Origin of the sequence: Rhizobium sophoriradicis (assembly GCF_003939025.1) — a bacterium.
Classification (GTDB): Bacteria; Pseudomonadota; Alphaproteobacteria; order Rhizobiales; family Rhizobiaceae; genus Rhizobium; species Rhizobium sophoriradicis.
Genome location: NZ_RQIH01000003.1, coordinates 51,808 through 66,748 on the forward strand (window position 1 = coordinate 51,808; position 14,941 = coordinate 66,748).

The following is a 14,941-nucleotide window of genomic DNA, read 5'->3' on the forward strand; positions in this document are numbered from 1 at the left end:
ATATCCGATCAGGCGTGCTTTTCGAGCCAGGCCGAAATCACGCCTTCCAGCACCTCGACCAGGGCTTCGTCTTCCAATTCCTCGACGATCTCGGCGACGAAGGCGTTGACGAGCATTGCCCGCGCCTTCTTCTCCGGAATGCCGCGCGCCATCATGTAATAGAGATGATTGGCGTCGATATCGGTCACCGTCGCGCCGTGGCCGCATTGGACGTCGTCGGCGAAGATCTCGAGCTCGGGCTTGACCGAGAACTCGGCATCGTCGGACATCAGCAGCGTGTTGCAGGCCATTTTGGCGTCGGTCTTCTGTGCATCGGGCGCCACCCGGATCATGCCCTGGAAGACGCCCTTGGCGCGGTCGAAGACGACATTGCGGATCACCTCGGTCGAGCCGGTATGCGGCACGTCGTGACCGAGCACCATCGTCACGTCGGTATGGCTGTCGGCTCCAAGCAGGTTGATGCCGCGCAGGGTAAGGTCGGCGCCCTCGCCCGTCACCTTGATGTGCAGTTCCTGACGCACCAATTTGCCACCGGCATTGATGACGAACAGGCGAAGCTTGGCGTCAGCGCCGAGATCGACGCGGATCTGGCCGAGATGCGTATCGTCGGCCCCCTGCTGCTGCAGGATGATCCAGGTCAGCTCCGTGCCTTTGCCGATGGTGATGTCACTGATATGGGACACGAAGGCAGCATCGCCCGTCACCGCACGGTGACGCTCGATAACGGTTGCCTTGACGCCGGCGCCGAAAGAAACCGGAAGGCGCGTATGCGTCTGCCCGCCAGCATGGATGAACTGGATCTCGAGCGGATTTTCAAGCTCGGTATCAGCAGGCACATCGACCACATAGCCGTCACGTACGAAGCTGCCATTGATGCGGCCGACCGCATCGTCGCTGCCGAGCGCATCGAGCCGGACCGCGGCCGAACCGTCGCGCAGACTTTCGCTATAGGCGGACACGCCAAGAGCCTCTGCGGCCACCTTCTGATTGGCATGGCCTTGGATCACCGCCAGCACCCTGGATCCCGCGACGAGCGGCTCGAGCGGGTCGGAGCCGGCATCGCCTGCCTGCGGCGGCAAGGCGCGCAGCAGGCTTTTGAAATCAGTGTAATGCCAGGCTTCGATGCGGCGCGTCGGCAGGCCGGCCTTCTTCAGGTCATCGAGAAGCCGGTCGCGCAGCGCCGTCACCGCGCCGTTGCCCGGCAGGTCGCCGATCTGCTGATTGAAGGCCTCGATCAGCGCCGTTTCGGCCGCGGTCAGGCGGCTCGTCGTCTGCATGTTCATGGAGGTTGTCCTTTCCACCCGAACTCAGGCCGCCGTGCCGATGATATCGGCATATCCGTTGGCTTCGAGCTCATGCGCCAGCGTTTTGTCGCCCGACTTGATCACCTGGCCCTTGTAGAGCACGTGGACGGTATCCGGCACGATATAGTCGAGCAGGCGCTGATAGTGAGTGATGACGACGACGGCGCGATCGGGCGAACGCAACGCGTTGACACCGTCGGCGACGATCTTCAGCGCGTCGATATCGAGGCCGGAATCGGTTTCGTCGAGCACGCAGAGCTTCGGTTCCAGCAGCGCCATCTGCAGGATCTCGGCGCGCTTCTTCTCGCCGCCGGAGAAGCCGACGTTCAGCGGACGCTTCAGCATCTCGGTGTTGATCTGCAGCTTGCCGGCGGCATCCTTGACGCGGCGCATGAAGTCCGGCGTCGTCAGCTCGTCCTCGCCGCGCGCCTTGCGCTGCTCGTTCATCGCGACCTTGAGGAATTGCATGGTGGCGACACCCGGGATTTCGACCGGATACTGGAAGGCGAGGAAAATGCCCTTGGCGGCGCGCTCGGCAGGATCGAGCTCGAGGATGCTCTCGCCATTATAGAGGATGTCGCCTTCGGTCACTTCATAATCTTCGCGGCCGGACAGCACATAGGAGAGCGTCGACTTGCCGGAGCCGTTCGGCCCCATGATAGCGGCCACTTCCCCGGCCTTCACAGTCAGATTCAGACCACGGATAATCTCGGTGCCGTCTTCGGCGATGCGGGCATGAAGGTTTCTGATTTCAAGCATCTTTGGTTCCTGCGTTTTTCTGCGTAGCTCACTGAGAGCTTCGTGTAATTTCTAATGGCGTCGATATGTTGCGCTCGGCGCTATCGCCCGAAAAAACGGACGACGCGGAAAACCGCGACCGTTACGAGCCAAACCCATTCGAGAAATTCCGGGATCCCTTGCATGATCTTCCCCGGTTTTTCCATGCGCTGCCGGAGGAACACATAAGGCCGCTCCGGCGGCGTCTCGGTCTCGTTTCTTGCCTCGCGGGGGCGAATTTTCGCCAATATGTCCCCGCGCATATTTGTCAGGCGTTCAAGAATGCGCTTCTTGTCCGCTTCGCTCATGTGTCAGCCCACCGAACCTTCCAGCGAAATGCTGATCAGCTTCTGCGCCTCGACGGCAAATTCCATCGGCAGTTCCTGCAGAACTTCCTTGACGAAGCCGTTGACGATCAGGGCGATCGCCGCCTCGGTCGGGATACCGCGCTGCAGGCAGTAGAACAGTTGGTCCTCGGAGATCTTCGAGGTCGTCGCTTCGTGCTCGAACTGCGCCGTCGAATTCTTCGCCTCGATGTAGGGCACGGTATGGGCGCCGCACTTGTCGCCGATCAGCAGCGAATCGCACTGGGTGAAGTTGCGTGCGTTCGACGCCTTGCGATGAGCCGAGACCTGGCCGCGGTAGGTGTTGTTGGAAACGCCAGCGGCAATACCCTTGGAGACGATGCGGCTCGACGTGTTCTTGCCGAGATGGATCATCTTGGTGCCGCTGTCGATCTGCTGATGGCCATTGGACACGGCAATCGAATAGAACTCGCCGCGGCTGTCGTCGCCCCGCAGGATGCAGGACGGGTACTTCCAGGTGATCGCCGAGCCGGTTTCGACCTGCGTCCAGGAGATTTTCGAGCGGTCGCCGCGGCAATCGCCACGCTTGGTGACGAAATTGTAGATGCCGCCCTTGCCTTCCTTATCGCCAGGATACCAGTTCTGGACGGTGGAATATTTGATCTCGGCATCGTCGAGAGCCACGAGTTCGACCACGGCGGCATGCAGCTGGTTTTCATCGCGCTGCGGGGCGGTGCAGCCTTCAAGGTAGGAGACGTAGGCGCCTTCCTCGGCGATGATCAGCGTGCGCTCGAACTGGCCGGTACCCTTCTCGTTGATGCGAAAATAGGTGGAGAGCTCCATCGGGCAGCGAACGCCCTTCGGCACGAAGACGAAGGAACCGTCGGTAAACACCGCCGAATTCAGCGTCGCGTAATAATTGTCCGAGGTCGGCACGACCGAGCCGAGATATTTCCTGACGAGATCGGGATGTTCGCGGATCGCTTCCGAAATCGACATGAAGATCACGCCGGCCTTCTTCAGCTCCGCCTTGAAGGTGGTGACGACCGAGACGCTGTCGAAAACCGCATCGACGGCAATCTTCGGCTTTTCGACGCCGGCAAGGATCTCCTGCTCACGGAGCGGGATGCCGAGCTTCTCATAGACCTTCAACAGTTCCGGATCGACCTCGTCGAGCGACTTCGGACCCGGCGCGCTCTTCGGCGCGGCGTAGTAATGGATGTCGTTGAAATCGATCTTCGGATAATTGACGCGCGCCCAGGTCGGCTCTTCCAGCGTCAGCCAGCGCCGATAGGCCTCCAGACGCCATTCCAGCATCCATTCCGGCTCCTGCTTCTTGGCCGAAATGAAGCGGATGATATCCTCGGACAGGCCCTTGGGCGCCTTATCCATCTCGATGACAGTCTCGAAACCGTATTTGTACTGGTCCACATCGATCAGGCGCACCTGGTCGATCGTTTCCTGCACGGCAGCCATTTCGTTCTCCAATCTCGCCGGATACAAGGTCCGGCAGCTTGTAGCGTATATGGGCAATTTCCTTGCCCTGATGGTCGGGCAAATCCTTGCCCTGTTAGTCGGGCAAATCCTTGCCCTGATGTAAGAGGCCAAAAGGGACTTTTCAGCCCGGTTGGCAAGCGGAAATTTGCATTTCCGCAAGTTTATGATGCGGTCAGGCCGCCTCCCCCGCCGGTCTGCGCCGGCAGGCGATCTTGGCAAAAGCGGCAATAGCCCTGTCGATGTCCTCTTCCGTCGTCGAGAAGCCAAGCGAAATCCGCAGCGCACCGAGCTTGGCGTCGCGTCCCATCGCCGTCAGCACGTGGCTTTCGCCGAGCCGGCCGGACGAGCAGGCCGAGCCCGCCGAAAGCGCCACGCCCTCGAGATCGAAGGCGATCTGCCCGGTCTCGGCCTTCAATCCCGGCAGGGTGAAGAAGATCGTATTGGCGACTCGCTCGCCGCCCTCGCCGTGGATGATCACGTCGGCCGCCTCCTGGCGCATACCGGCTTCCAGCCGCTGGCGCAGTGCGCCGATGGCGACGTTGCGCGTCTCCCGCTCATTCGCTGCCACCTCGGCCGCCGCACCGAAACCGATCAGCGCCAGCGAATTCTGCGTCCCCGACCGGTGACCTCGCTCCTGTCCGCCGCCCTGGATCAGTGGCCGCGGCATCAGCGCCTCGCCGCGCGCGATCAGCGCACCGGCGCCCTTCGGCCCGCCGATCTTGTGTGAGGAGACGATGATGAAATCGGCGCCGAGCCTGTCGATATCGAGCGCGATGCGGCCGGCCGCTTGCACGGCATCGACCACAAAGAGCCCGCCATGGGCGTGAACGATCTTTGCCGCCGCCTCGACCGGCTGGACGATACCGGTCTCGTTGTTGACAAGCATGATGGCGACCATCGGCAGGCCAGCGGCCTTGTCATGGGCATCGAGCAGGGTAGCGAGCGCGTCGAGATCGACGGTCCCGGCCTCCGTCACGGGGATCTCCGTCATCTTTTCCTTGGCGAAACGTCCGCCTTCGCGCACGGCCGGATGTTCGACTGCCGAAAAGTAAAGGTGGCCGAGCCGAAGCGGCGTCCGGCCCATGCGAAAATCCGGGGTCAACACCAGATTGGCGGCCTCGGTCGCGCCGCTGGTGAAAACCACATTCCCGGCATCGGTGCCGGCCAGTGCCGCCACCTTGCGTCGTGCGCCTTCGATGGCGGCGCGCGCGGCGCGGCCCTCTCCATGCACGCTGTTCGGATTACCAAACACGTCGATGGCGCGCATGATCGCCTCGCGCGCTGCCGGATGCAGCGGCGCTGTGGCATTCCAATCGAGATAAAGGCGTGGCGGCGCCATGTCTTCAGTCCTGCGCTTGACGAGCTTGCTTCAGCACCCGCGGCTCATTTTTCTTGAAATTTCCGCCGGGCTTGCCTTATGACACGTTCCACGAAGCCGTGGATCGCCATGCAAGTTTCGAATTGTTCTAAACTGCGTTTTAGAAAAGCTGACAACGTTAGTCAAGTCATGTTGTCGTCCAACGCAGCGCGAACGCGAAATAAAACCCGGAGTACCAATGCCCGAAGTAATTTTCAACGGCCCAGCCGGCCGTCTTGAAGGCCGCTACCAGCCCTCCAAGGAAAAAAGCGCGCCCATCGCCCTGATCCTGCATCCGCATCCGCAGTTCGGCGGCACGATGAACAATCAGATCGTCTACCAGCTCTTCTACATGTTCCAGAAGCGCGGGTTCACGACGTTGCGCTTCAATTTCCGGGGCATCGGCCGCAGCCAGGGCGAATTCGACCACGGCGCCGGCGAACTGTCGGATGCCGCCTCGGCGCTCGACTGGGTGCAGAGCCTGCATCCCGATTCGAAGACCTGTTGGGTCGCCGGTTATTCCTTCGGTTCCTGGATCGGCATGCAGCTCCTGATGCGCCGGCCGGAGATCGAAGGCTTCATGTCAATCGCCCCGCAGCCCAATACCTACGACTTCTCGTTCCTGGCGCCCTGCCCCTCCTCCGGCCTGATCATCAACGGCGAGGCCGACAAGGTGGCGCCGGAAAAGGACGTCAACGGCCTCGTGGAGAAGCTGAAGACCCAGAAGGGTATTCTCATCACCCATCGCACCGTCCCCAACGCCAACCACTTCTTCAATGGTCAGGTCGAGACGCTGATGAGCGAATGTGAGGACTATCTCGACCGCCGCCTCAACGGCGAACTGGTGCCGGAGCCGGCCGCAAAGCGGATCCGCTGACCTCATAGAGCCGGCGTCCGCTCGATGCGGCACGTCCGGCCGCACCGGCTCCCTTGTGCCTGAACAGATCACTTACCCTGTCCATCATCACGAGGCGCTGGGCCTTCCCGGCCGCATATCGGCGGTCATCTCGAAAGCGGCATCGAGGCCTCCATCGATCAGGATCGGCGTACGTTCGCGCATGCCGATCTTCCTGAGAACGCGCTGCGAGGCGATATTTTCGGGATGGGTGAAGGCGATGAAGCCAAGCGCAAATCTCCTATCGAAAAACCAGTCGGCCAGCGCGCTTGCCGCTTCCGTTGCCAGGCCCTTGCCCCACACTTCCTCGCTCAGGGAATAACCGAGTTCGAACTGCTCACTCCTGAACCGCGAAATGCCGGCGCGGCCAATGAACCGGCCGTCCTCCCCGAGAAGCTTGTATTTGGTCGTGCCATCGCGCGCCTGTTCCTCAAACCAGCCCCGCACCCGCTGTTCCGCCTTCTCGAGGCTCCATGGCGCGTTCCCGGGCAGATATCGCGTCGTCGCCATCGTCGAATGCAGCCGCTGTACCAACGGCGCATCGGCTTGGTCCCACATGACGAAGGTGAGCCGCGGCGTTCGGAGGATCACCCTATCCTCATTCATGGCCTTGCCAGCAAGCCGCCGCTGACCGGGATCTCGACCCCGGTGGTGCCGGGAAAGGTCAACGGCAATCCATCCAGCGAGCGGACGGCGAGATAGGCCCAGGCCTCGGCCTCCATCGCGTCGCCGTCAAAACCCGCCTCCTCCGCGGTCAAAACCTTCGATCCAAGCGCTTCGGCCATGACTGAAAACTCAGCCATCAAGGTGGCGTTAAGCCGCCCGCCGCCGCAGACGATATAGATCGACGGCTTCTCAGGCAGGAAACCGGCGGATTTGACGATCGAGGCGGCAGCGACATGAGCGAGTGTGCGGGCGCCGTCTTCGAGGCTCGCGTCGCCCTGATGAAGCGGCGCGAAATCGCCGCGGTCAAGCGACCGGCGGACATTGCCGCGGAAGAACGGGCTCTCCAGATATCGCTGCGCCAGGGCGGCGACCACCTTGCCGCGTCCGCCGATCTCGCCGCCGGAATCATAGGTTTTGCCGGTCTGCATCTCCACCCATTGGTCGATCAGCGTATTGCCCGGGCCGCTGTCGAAGGCCGATATGCGGCCGTCAGGGCCGATCGAGGTCAGATTGGAGATGCCGCCGATGTTGACGAAGCACACCGCTTCCCCCGCCTGCTGGAATTTTCCCGCGAGTGCGGCGTGATAGGCCGGCACCAGCGGCGCGCCCTGCCCACCATGGCGCATGTCGTTGGCGCGCATGTCGTAGACCACCGATATGCCGGTTCGCCGGGCGAGGTCGCCGCCGTCGCCGATCTGAATCGTCAGTCCTTCGTCGGGCCGGTGAAGCACGGTCTGGCCATGAAAGCCGAGAACATCGACGGCATCGGCTGACAGCCCGAAACGCTCAAGGAATGCCGTAACGGCAATTGCATGCCGCTTGGTCAACTCAAGCTCGATGTCACGAAGTTCCGCGGGTCGCTCGCGCCTATCGGTTAGCGGACGCGCCAGGTCCAGCGCCCGCTTGAGCCGCTCGCGAAATTCGGCCTCATACGGCACGCCCAGGAATGGCCCGCGCTCGATGAAGCCGCGGCCGTCTGTCTTGACCAGCGCGACGTCGATTCCATCCATCGACGTGCCGCTCATCAGGCCGATCGCGGTTCTGATCACGTCCATGAGGCTTGCCTCCCATGCGATTCACGGATGCACTTTTGTAAAAACAGTGCTAAACGCGCCGCGACAGATCAACAACAACGAAGTTGCGCAAGGCCACACGGGACCGAACGCAGACACCAAGAGACGAAAGCCATGTCCGAGTTCAAGTCCGATTTCCTCCGTACGCTGAAAGAGCGCGGCTTCATTCATCAGATCTCTGATGAGCGCGGCCTCGACGACCTGTTCGCCAAGGAAACCGTGACGGCCTATATCGGCTACGACCCGACCGCATCCAGCCTCCATGTCGGCCATCTCACGCAGATCATGATGCTGCACTGGCTGCAAGCGACGGGCCACCGGCCGATTTCGCTGATGGGCGGCGGCACGGGCATGGTCGGCGATCCCTCCTTCAAGGAGGAAGCGCGCAAGCTGATGACGATCGAGACGATCGAGCAGAATATCGCCTCGATCAAGAGCTGCTTCTCGAACTATCTTGATTACGACAAGCCCGGAAACGCCGCGCTGATGATCAACAACGCCGAATGGCTGCGCTCGTTGAATTACCTCGAATTCCTGCGCGATGTCGGCCGCCATTTCTCGGTCAACCGCATGCTGTCCTTCGACAGCGTGAAGACGCGCCTTGACCGCGAACAGTCGCTGTCTTTCCTGGAATTCAACTACATGATCCTCCAGGCTTATGATTTCGTCGAACTGGCCAAGCGCTACGATTGCCGTCTGCAGATGGGCGGTTCGGATCAGTGGGGCAATATCGTCAACGGCATCGATCTCGGTCACCGCATGGGGACGCCGCAGCTCTATGCGCTGACCTCGCCGCTGCTGACCACCTCGTCCGGCGCCAAGATGGGCAAGTCGGCCTCCGGCGCGGTCTGGCTGAACGCCGACCTGCTTCCCGTCTATGACTTCTGGCAATATTGGCGCAACACCGAGGACGCCGATGTGCCGCGCTTCCTCAAACTCTTCACCACCCTGCCGATGGATGAAATCGCACGGCTTTCGGCAATCGGCGGGTCGGAGTTGAATGAAGTCAAAAAGATCCTGGCAACCGAAGTCACCGCGATCCTGCACGGCCGTCCGGCAGCCGAACAGGCTGCGGAGACGGCGCGCAAGACCTTCGAGGAAGGCGGGCTCTCCGAAAACCTGCCTTCCGTCGAGATCCCGGCCATCGAACTCGACGGCGGCATCGGCCTGCTGTCGCTGATGGTCCGCGCCGGCCTTGCCGGCTCCAACGGCGAGGCCCGCCGCCACGTCCAGGGCGGCGCGGTGCGCATCAACGACGAGGCGGTCAGCGACGAACGCCGCCTGATCGGCAGCGACGAAATCACCGCCGACGGCGTCATCAAGCTGTCGCTCGGCAAGAAGAAGCACATCCTGATCCGCCGCGCGGCGTAAGCGGCGGCTTGAATAAAACAGAGACAACGGCCGGCGATTGAGCCGGCCGTTTTCGTTTCGCTGAAGCCGTGGCGAGTCAGAAGATCACTCAACCCCGGACCGAGATATCGCATCCGTTCGTTCGACCGCTTGAAAGAAATAGGGTGGCGGATTGACGTCTGTAGCGGGCGGCACGCGTGACCACCAGCTGATTGAGAAGACCGGCGGGGTGACCGTCGCGTCGAGGGGAACCATGAGGATATGGTCGGAGCGGACGGGCGCCGGCCTCAGTCGCGCTCCCTTCTCTGAGGCATAGGAAAACTGGTGGCCAGACGTGATCGCGATCACGGCGGCAAATGCGAAAGAGATTGTCCGAGCACACAGCATGGCATTCTCCGCCGGCCGTCGATTTCCGGCCGAACCCTATTTTACATCAGAACTTGCTAAAATGCTCAAGCGTCGATCACGAATTTGTCGGTCGCGGTTGCGCACCAGCCGTGAACCCTCACCACCCTTCCGGAACCTTTTCCGTCCGGCGGGATTTGCGACCAGATGGATTTGGAGCGCCGGCATGATCAATGACCTCTGGTACAAAAACGCCGTCATCTACTGCCTGTCCGTCGAGACCTTCATGGATGCGAACGGTGACGGCGTCGGCGATTTTCAGGGACTGATGCGCCGTCTCGACTATCTCTCCGGCCTCGGCGTGACAGCGATCTGGCTGATGCCGTTTCAGGCGTCTCCCGGTCGTGACGACGGTTACGACGTCTCCGACTATTACAATGTCGACCGGCGCTACGGTTCGCTCGGCGATTTCGTCGAATTCACCCACGGCGCCAAGCAGCGCGGCATCCGGGTGCTGATCGATCTGGTGATCAATCACACCTCGAAGGATCATCCCTGGTTTCAGGACGCCAGAAGCGATCCGAATTCGCGCTATCGTGAATGGTACGTCTGGTCGGACAAAAAGCCTGCGAATGCGGATCAGGGCATGGTTTTCCCTGGCGTCCAGAAGACCACCTGGACCTATGACGAAAAAGCCAAGGCCTATTATTTCCACCGCTTCTACGATCACCAGCCCGATCTCAACACCTCCAACCTAGAGGTCCAGGCGGAGATCCTCAAGATCATGGGCTTCTGGATCCAGCTCGGCGTCTCGGGCTTCCGGATGGATGCCGCCCCTTTCATCATCGCGACGAAAGGTGCCGAGGTCGCCAAGCCGGTCGAGCAGTTCGACATGCTGCGGAAGTTTCGCGAGTTCCTGCAATGGCGCCTCGGCGACTCCATCGTGCTGGCGGAGGCCAACATCCTGCCGAAGGATAATTTCGAATATTTCGGCGACGATGGCGACCGCATGCAGATGATGTTCAATTTCCAGGTCAACCAGACGCTGTTCTATGCACTCGCGACGGCCGATACCCGCCCGCTGAAGAAGGCGATGGAGGCCACCAAGCCGCGCCCGGCAACTGCCCAATGGGGGCTGTTTCTTCGCAACCACGATGAATTGGATCTCGGTCGTCTGACGGATAAGCAGCGCAACGCAGTATTTGCCGCGTTCGGACCCGAGAGGGACATGCAGCTTTATGACAGAGGCATTCGTCGTCGCCTGGCGCCCATGCTTGGCGGCGACCGGCGCAGGATCGAGATGGCCTACAGCCTGCTATTCTCGCTGCCCGGAACTCCAGTCATCCGCTACGGCGATGAAATCGGCATGGGCGATGATTTGTGTCTGCCGGAGCGCAATTGCGCGCGCACCCCGATGCAATGGTCGACGGAGCCGGAAGGCGGCTTCACCAAAAGCCAAAAACCCATTACGCCGGTCATCAAGGACGGCCCCTACGGCTTCGAACATATCAACGTCGCCGTCCAGCGGCGCGACCCGAACTCGCTCCTGAACTGGACCGAGCGAATGATCCGAATGCGCAAGGAGGCTCCCGAAATCGGTTGGGGCGATTTCTCGGCGGTCGACACAGGCGACGACGGCGTACTGGCGCTGCGGTATGACTGGCGCGGCAATTCGGTGCTGATCCTGCACAACCTGCATCCGCACCCGTCGGAAATAAGCTTCGATCCCGATGTCGGTGAACAGGGGCGAAAGTTGATTGATATTGCCGAGGGTGCGAGCAGCGAGGCGGACGACAAAGGGTGCCATAAGGTCATGCTCGATGCCTATGGCTATCGCTGGTATCGCGTCGGCGGTCTCGACTATCTCCTCAGGCGGAAGGACATTTAGAGCCCTGTCTCACTGGAATTCGAAGATCTGCCGGAAGACGCCCGGCGCGATGATCGACAGCGGATTGATCTGCAGGTTCGGCTGGTCGAACTTGCCGGTGAGCTTGAAGGTGATGCCGATCAGGCCGCGATCGCTGCCGTTGCCGAGGATGACGCCGATCAGCGGCAGTTCGGCGAACAGGCGATTGAGGCCGTAGGCCGGCATGAATGTGCCGGTCATATCCATATTGCCCTTGCGGTCGCGCACCACGCCCTGGAACGTCGCGCCGATCTGGTCGCCGCGCAGCACCCCGTTCTCGATACCGATCATGCCACCGCGCGAAACGATGCGGGCAAAAGCGCGCTGGAAGCGTTGCGACGAAGTGTCGATGTCGCGTTTGACGGCCTCGTTGAGGCTGCGCTGCTCGTTTCCGACGGGCGTGGAGACGATCGAACGCAGGCGCTGTTCGTTGACGATCGAGAAACGGCGCACATCGAGCGAGCCGTCCCAGCCGCCCTGCGCACCCAAGCGGATCGCCAGATTGAGCAGGCCGCCCTGCATGTGCTGGTAGAGATCGGCGAAGCGCGAAACCGCGCCCGCATCACCGCTGGTGATGTTGATGACGCCGCCATCCTTCATCTGGCTGACAACGGCCTCGCCGCTGTCGGTGATGCCGGAAAAATTCAAGGCCTGCAGCTTGTCGCCGCGCAGTGACACCTGCGCCTGGAAATTGCCGACCTTTTCGTCGTTGAAACCGACGACGTTTTTCAGCCTGGCGCGCACCGACACGCCGGTGTTGTCGGAATCGCCGCCCTCGTCGTCGCCCGAGCCCGATTTCAATCGCGCGATGACCGGCCGCGCATCGGCGCTGGTTCCTGAAACGGAGACGTCGAAATTGCCCTTGCTGCGCTTCACCGACAGGGCGAAATCGTCGAGCGAGGAGAGCCTGACGCTGTCGAAATCCGCGGAGATCAGGCCCGTCTTGCCGACGTTCAGCGATCCAGTGGCGCCGAAACCGTCACCCTTCAGCCGGAAATTCTTGATCTGAGTATTTTCGGGCGGACCGGACATCTCGAATTCCGCGGATGCGGCAATGCCGCTGCCTTTCGACCAGCCGATCCAAGGCAGGTCGAGCATCGATTTGGTGAGGTCGAGCTGAACGTCTTGCCGGTCGTCGTCTATCCGTGTCAGCACCATCTTCAGGTTACCCCTGACGATATCGGAAAGCCCGGGCATCACCTTGCTGCGCTGATCATCCGAGAGCGTCGCCGTGATCACGCGCTGCCGCTCCACGCCAGACGACGCTTCGACCGGCTCGGTCAGATCGATATCGGCGGGAATGCCGTCGATCTCGCCCTTGGCATCGAGCGTGATCTGCTTCGGATCGCCATTCAGCATGCCGCTGACATTGCTGATCGTGCGGCCGGAAAACGGCTTGGCCAGATCGACGTTGACGAGCTTCATGGCAGCCTTCCACTCGGCCGGCGGCGGGTTCTGCGACGACAACAGGCCGAAATGCGCCTTCACATTCGCGTCGATATGTCCCTTGAAATCGTCGGGCGTAAAGCCGGCGCGCTGCAGCACCCGGATCGGTTTGTAGGTCAGGAGCTCGCCGACTGCGTCCGCTGCACCGGAGACTGCAAGATCGATATCGGCCATCAGCGGTTTGTCGTAGGCGGAAGGTATGACGAAGGTTCCCTGCCCGAGACCGACGGACCGGCCGGAGGGGAAATAGGAGGTGCCGCTCTTGATCGAAATCGTGGCAACCGGGCCGGTCAGATCGAAGTGCGCCGCCGTATCGCGCACCGGCGGAATGTCGCCGGCCACGTTCATCCGCGCGCCGGCAATGTCGAAGCCGATGCGGATCTGGTTGGCGTCGAGCTTCAATCCCTTGCCGCCGGCTGCCTCGTCAAGCCGTCCGAACGGAATAAAGACGGATATGGCGGCGTCGGTGACGGTGCCGCCGAAGAGATTGCCATGCACCCATGTGCGCACCTTGGGCGCCATCCAGAACGGCCAGAGTTGCTTGATCGCCGTCGTCTGCAGCTCTCTGGACTGCCCGGCAAAGCTGATTTCCGGCGACTTATCGCCGAGCCTGACGTGCAACGCCCCGTAAAGCGCGCCGAGCGGGCTGGAAACAGTCATGTTGGGGAACAGGAATTCCCGGCCGGCGACCATATAACGCCCGGTCGCCTGAATATCGAAGGAGAGCGGCTGTTCGCCGGAGCCGCCAGGCGCGGCGGTACCGCCGCTGACAAGCAGGTCGATGCCGAAGCCCTTGCCGGCCTGCGGGTCGAGCTTGTCGAGATCGATCAGCGCGCCGTTGATGGGAACCGTGGTCGCGCCGAACCGGGCGTTCGACTTGGCGATCTCGAGTGTCTGCTTGGCGAAATCATAGGCGAGGTTGATCTGCCCGCCCGACAGCTCCTGCGGATCGCCATCCGCATAAATCAGGCCGGGATCGATATCGACCGTTGCGGCAAGCGCCGGCTGCACGCCCTCGCGTTGCCTGGTCGCCGACACCGTCAAGTCGACGAAGGCGCTGAGCCCCTGCCGTATTACGCCCTGATCGTTGCGTTTCAGCGCGAAGGGCGTGAGGTCGGCGTGCTTGAGCGTCGCCATCACCATGGACACCTGGCCGCCTTCCTTCTCGGCCAGAACGTCGAGCTCCGCCACCTCGCCGTTGAGCGCAACCTCACCCCTCAATTGCAGCGAGGATGGCCCGGCATGCGCAAAGACGAGATTGTCGACGACGAGCGACAAGGGGCCGTTTGCGGTATCGGCGAATTTGATGTCGATCCCCGAGATGCGCACGGAATTGGTCGAGCCGCGTGTCACGATGCTGTCGAACATGTCGAGCTGCGAGAAGATCCTCTCCATCGCCGCCGGCATGGCGTCGATGCGCAAATCGTCGAGCTTGACGGGATTGCCGGAGGGCAGAAGCGCGGTGTCGAGGGCGATATCCTCCGCTTCGATATCGGCCACGGCGATACGGCCGCGGAAAAGCTGCAGCGGATCGAGCCCGAGCCGCACCGAACCCGTCGTCGACAAGTGCTGGCCGCTCTGTTGGTCGATCATATTGACGTTGCGCGCTTCCAGCGCCAGCCGGAAGTCAGAGGTGAAGCGGATGACGGTGGAGCCGACCTCGGCGCGGTAGCGCGGTCCGGCTACACCGTTCAGCGCCGCCTGCGCCTGCTGCGACAGCGGCTTGTCGAACATGCCGCTCTCGACGGTGAAGACGATGGCGCCGAGGATCAGGAGAATCAGTCCCAGAAATCCCAAGGTCACCTTCGCCGTGCGCCGCATCGGCGAACGCGGCGGCGGGCAATGAACAATGATCGGATCCTCGGTCTGGGCGGACGGCAAGCGGTCCAGCGCAACGATATCCTTCTTGCGAAACGTGACCTTTTCGCCGCGGATGGCTGACATGCGCCTTCGGGCTCTCCCTAAATCGAAAGAATTGAACCCGGCCATGCTGGACGGGTTTCCGTCCACTATATAATTC

At 61.7% G+C, this 14,941-nt stretch carries 11 protein-coding genes; 3 read left to right on the top strand and 8 right to left on the bottom strand.

The features are described from left to right. Positions 1 to 8: 8 nt before the first annotated feature. The 5 genes from sufD to EFR00_RS04900 all read right to left on the bottom strand — a co-directional run bounded on the left by sufD (position 9) and on the right by EFR00_RS04900 (position 5,222). Positions 9 to 1,283: a Fe-S cluster assembly protein SufD gene (gene sufD, locus EFR00_RS04880; RefSeq protein ID WP_077989205.1), complete on the bottom strand. Its 1,275-nt coding sequence runs from the start codon at positions 1,281 to 1,283 to the stop codon at positions 9 to 11. A gap of 24 nt (positions 1,284 to 1,307) precedes the next feature. Next, the gene (sufC, locus tag EFR00_RS04885) at positions 1,308 to 2,063 is read right to left on the bottom strand and encodes a Fe-S cluster assembly ATPase SufC (protein WP_038689168.1); all 756 of its coding nucleotides are present in this window, start codon (positions 2,061 to 2,063) and stop codon (positions 1,308 to 1,310) included. Positions 2,064 to 2,143: 80 nt separating this feature from the next. Further along, complete coding sequence (locus tag EFR00_RS04890; protein WP_077989206.1) at positions 2,144 to 2,389, bottom strand: hypothetical protein; 246 nt, start codon at positions 2,387 to 2,389, stop codon at positions 2,144 to 2,146. Positions 2,390 to 2,392: 3 nt separating this feature from the next. Further along, entirely contained in the window at positions 2,393 to 3,862 is a 1,470-nt protein-coding gene (gene sufB / locus EFR00_RS04895; protein WP_064685460.1) for a Fe-S cluster assembly protein SufB, read from the bottom strand. 193 nt (positions 3,863 to 4,055) lie between these two features. Continuing rightward, on the bottom strand, positions 4,056 to 5,222 hold the full coding sequence (locus EFR00_RS04900; RefSeq protein WP_077989207.1) for a cysteine desulfurase family protein: 1,167 nt from the start codon (positions 5,220 to 5,222) through the stop codon (positions 4,056 to 4,058). 217 nt (positions 5,223 to 5,439) lie between these two features. Here EFR00_RS04900 and EFR00_RS04905 point away from each other — a divergent pair, with 217 nt between their 5' ends. After that, positions 5,440 to 6,117, top strand: coding sequence for an alpha/beta hydrolase (locus EFR00_RS04905; RefSeq protein WP_009996479.1), 678 nt, complete (start codon positions 5,440 to 5,442; stop codon positions 6,115 to 6,117). An 87-nt stretch (positions 6,118 to 6,204) separates the two neighbouring features. Here EFR00_RS04905 and EFR00_RS04910 read toward each other — a convergent pair whose 3' ends face one another. Both EFR00_RS04910 and EFR00_RS04915 read right to left on the bottom strand, forming a co-directional pair. Further along, complete coding sequence (locus EFR00_RS04910) at positions 6,205 to 6,741, bottom strand: GNAT family N-acetyltransferase (protein ID WP_009996481.1); 537 nt, start codon at positions 6,739 to 6,741, stop codon at positions 6,205 to 6,207. Beyond that, entirely contained in the window at positions 6,738 to 7,856 is a 1,119-nt protein-coding gene (locus tag EFR00_RS04915) for an anhydro-N-acetylmuramic acid kinase (protein ID WP_077989208.1), read from the bottom strand. The genes EFR00_RS04910 and EFR00_RS04915 overlap by 4 nt, the downstream gene beginning before the upstream one ends. 132 nt (positions 7,857 to 7,988) lie before the next feature. Here EFR00_RS04915 and tyrS point away from each other — a divergent pair, with 132 nt between their 5' ends. Together tyrS and EFR00_RS04930 are read left to right on the top strand one after the other, a co-directional pair. Beyond that, positions 7,989 to 9,245 (top strand): tyrosine--tRNA ligase, encoded by a 1,257-nt coding sequence (gene tyrS / locus EFR00_RS04920; RefSeq protein WP_077989209.1) that lies wholly within the window; start codon positions 7,989 to 7,991, stop codon positions 9,243 to 9,245. A gap of 550 nt (positions 9,246 to 9,795) precedes the next feature. Further along, positions 9,796 to 11,457: an alpha-amylase family protein gene (locus EFR00_RS04930; RefSeq protein WP_077989210.1), complete on the top strand. Its 1,662-nt coding sequence runs from the start codon at positions 9,796 to 9,798 to the stop codon at positions 11,455 to 11,457. Between the two features lie 9 nt (positions 11,458 to 11,466). Here EFR00_RS04930 and EFR00_RS04935 read toward each other — a convergent pair whose 3' ends face one another. Next, positions 11,467 to 14,865 carry a YhdP family protein gene (locus tag EFR00_RS04935; protein ID WP_077989211.1) on the bottom strand — a complete coding sequence of 1,133 codons (3,399 nt, stop codon included), beginning with the start codon at positions 14,863 to 14,865 and terminating at the stop codon, positions 11,467 to 11,469. Positions 14,866 to 14,941: the final 76 nt, after the last annotated feature.